This window comes from Wolbachia endosymbiont of Drosophila barbarae (genome assembly GCF_044752445.1).
Lineage (GTDB): Bacteria > Pseudomonadota > Alphaproteobacteria > Rickettsiales > Anaplasmataceae > Wolbachia > Wolbachia pipientis.
The window spans coordinates 1-2882 of record NZ_JBIXJM010000205.1; the positions used below are offsets into that span (position 1 = coordinate 1).

3 protein-coding genes are annotated in these 2882 nt (G+C 35.3%); all 3 read left to right on the top strand.

The window, feature by feature from the left end; genetic code table 11:
* Positions 1-84 precede the first annotated feature (84 nt).
* The 3 genes from ACIPNH_RS04675 (at position 85) to ispG (ending at position 2673) form a co-directional block, all read left to right on the top strand.
* Positions 85-558, top strand: a complete 474-nt coding sequence (locus ACIPNH_RS04675; RefSeq protein ID WP_265024252.1) for a hypothetical protein — start codon at positions 85-87, stop codon at positions 556-558.
* 197 nt (positions 559-755) lie between these two features.
* Complete coding sequence (locus ACIPNH_RS04680; RefSeq protein ID WP_264723708.1) at positions 756-1376, top strand: TRP75-related protein; 621 nt, start codon at positions 756-758, stop codon at positions 1374-1376.
* Positions 1377-1392: 16 nt separating this feature from the next.
* Complete coding sequence (gene ispG / locus ACIPNH_RS04685; RefSeq protein WP_265024578.1) at positions 1393-2673, top strand: flavodoxin-dependent (E)-4-hydroxy-3-methylbut-2-enyl-diphosphate synthase; 1281 nt, start codon at positions 1393-1395, stop codon at positions 2671-2673.
* Positions 2674-2882: the final 209 nt, after the last annotated feature.

Below are 2882 nucleotides of genomic sequence, written 5' to 3' on the forward strand. Positions count from 1 at the left end.
TCCTTTCGTCGTGCTGTTGATTCTGCCTTCCTATGACCTGTTCGGACTATTATGAGAAATGCTATAATTAACTAGGGGGTTAAAATGGTAAAAGGAATTTTGTGCAATTGGTTAGGTGTAACAGAATTGCAAGAAAGTCAAAAAATTGATGCTGAGCAGTTTGAAAAAGTTTTTGGTGCATTAAAAGAATGGCAAGAAGCTCAAAAGATAGATGTTGAGCAGTTTGAAAAAGTTTTTAGTGCATTAGAAGACAAGATTGGTACTAAGCAGTTTCAAGCTATGCAAGAGCACTTAAACGGCCTGCAAGAAAAAGTGGAAACACTTGCAGAGGCAGTAGCAGATCAACAAAAAATAATGGCAATTTGTATCATAGTCAGTGCTGTTGCCGCAATAGCAATAACTAGTTTTGTTGCATTCTGTATCTATCAGGGAGTTAAGCTTGATAAAGAGAAGAAAAACGACTTATCTAAAGATACGCCAGACGCAAAACTTAGTAATGTAGATACTACCGATGGTACTGAAAAACTACAGAATAACTTAAAAGTTGCAAACATATAGCTGCATAACACTTTTCTTGAAAAGGTGTTACGCAACTTGTAACACCTTACTCTTCTCTTAGTCTGCGTAGGTTTTTTTGATAGCAAACATATCACTTTTTAGAAAAATATTTGTATTGTAAAGTTAGTAAAGATTCTGGTTTACTTAAAGTTTGTTAATTGCTATCTTTTAAAACACGATATTTACTATAGCACCATATGCTTAGGGTTTTTTCTAAAATTTTATTTATATTAATGTTTTTGGTTTCTAGCTTTTTTACTGTGCATAGTGCTGAAGCTAAATCTAAGCTCAGTAAGAGATACATACCTCCTGGTAACCCTGGTGGTGCAAACTTTCATACAGATGAGGATTTTGCTGAGTCATATAAACTGTATGAGAAGCGTAGGGAATTGCTCAAGAAAAAAAAATTACAAGATCGAGCTATAAATAAAGAAGATCTAATCAAAAAATTAAAAGAGAAAAAAATTGCTAGTCTTGATAATGAGCCAAATGACATGGAAGCTTGCATAGTCGACGATGAAGAGAGCACTATGATAAATCAGCATGGTATTAATATCGCACGTTTAAAGGGTGCTGTATTTATAGATCAAGAGCCAGTTTCTCAGTATGAAAGTAAACAGCATGAAAGTGAACAACAAGAAGGGAAGAAAGTTACTTCAACACGAGAAAAGAAAGTTTCTCCTATAAATATCACTATAAAAGAAACTCCTTCAAGAAGAACGTGCTCACATGATTCTATTGCTAATTTGGATAACGTAGATGCTTATAGTTTGAATGGTTCAAGTTCGTTTGGCAGCGTAGCTGACACAGTAAAATAGTATCACAATTAATAATATGCTAGATACAGACCTGATATTGAATGACGATGCATGTGAATTATCGCCAATTTCCAGGCACAAAACTCATGTTGTAGAAGTTGGAAAAGTAAAGATAGGCGGAAATAATCCTGTAGTTGTACAATCTATGGCGCTTGGTGTGCATATAGATTCTGATAATATAAAAAGTAGCGCAAAACATTATGCAAAAGAGATAACAGAACTAGCGCGTACAGGTTCAGAATTGGTGCGAATTGCCTTGAACTCAGAGGAGGTAGCAAGAGCAATACCTTATATAGTAGAAGAGATAAATAAAGAAGGTTTTGACGGTAAAATATTGGTAGGCTGCGGTCAATATGAGCTAGATAAATTAGTTCAAGATTATCCAGACAACATCAAAATGCTGGGTAAAATTAGAATCAATCCAGGCAATATAGGCTTTGGCGACAAACGTGATGAGAAGTTTGAAAGGGTGATAGAGTATGCAATAATGCACGATCTTCCGGTTAGAATTGGGGTAAATTGGGGTAGTCTTGATAAATACCTTTTGCAAAAATTGATGGATGAAAACTCTTCGCTTAGTAATTCAAGGCCTTCTGACGTTATACTGCGCAAAGCACTTGTAATGTCTGCTCTTGATAGTGCAAAAAAAGCTGAAGAAATTGGTCTAAATTCAAACAAAATAATCATTTCATGTAAAGTTAGCAAAGTACAAGATTTAATTTTAGTTTATATGGCACTTGCAAAATCTTCCAATTATGCGCTGCATTTGGGTTTAACTGAGGCTGGTATGGGCAATAAAGGTGTGGTAAATACCGCAGCAGGGCTTACTTATTTATTGCAAAATGGCATTGGAGATACAATACGGGCTTCTTTGACTCAACGTCCTGGTGAATCGCGTACTAATGAAGTGGTGGTGTGTCAGGAAATATTGCAGTCTATAGGCTTGCGACACTTTAACCCTCAGGTTAATTCATGTCCTGGTTGTGGGCGCACGAGTAGCGATCGTTTTCGTATATTAACTGAAGAGGTGAATGGCTATATAAAAACTCATATGCCGATGTGGAAGAAAAAAAATCCAGGTGTAGAGCATATGAACATTGCTGTTATGGGATGCATAGTAAATGGTCCTGGAGAAAGCAAACACGCAAATTTGGGAATCAGCTTACCTGGATATGGAGAAAAACCTGTTTCAGCAGTCTACAAAAACGGCAAATATTTCAAAACTTTACAAGGTGATAATGTCTCTGAAGAATTTAAGGCAATTATTGATAATTATGTGAAGAAGCATTACACGTAACCTTTCACGGTTAATTAATAGATAAATCGCAAATAAAAAAGAAAATTAAACCTTGTTTTTCTTTTTTCGTTGGGAATGTTCAAAAAAGTGTGTCAAACCGAAAAAAAAGTAATAAATTGATATAAAAAAAATGGAGGTTTGACTGACCTTACCCAGAAAAAGTGGAGAGAAAGTTTGGAATGTTTTTCACAAAGAGAATGATGAATCAA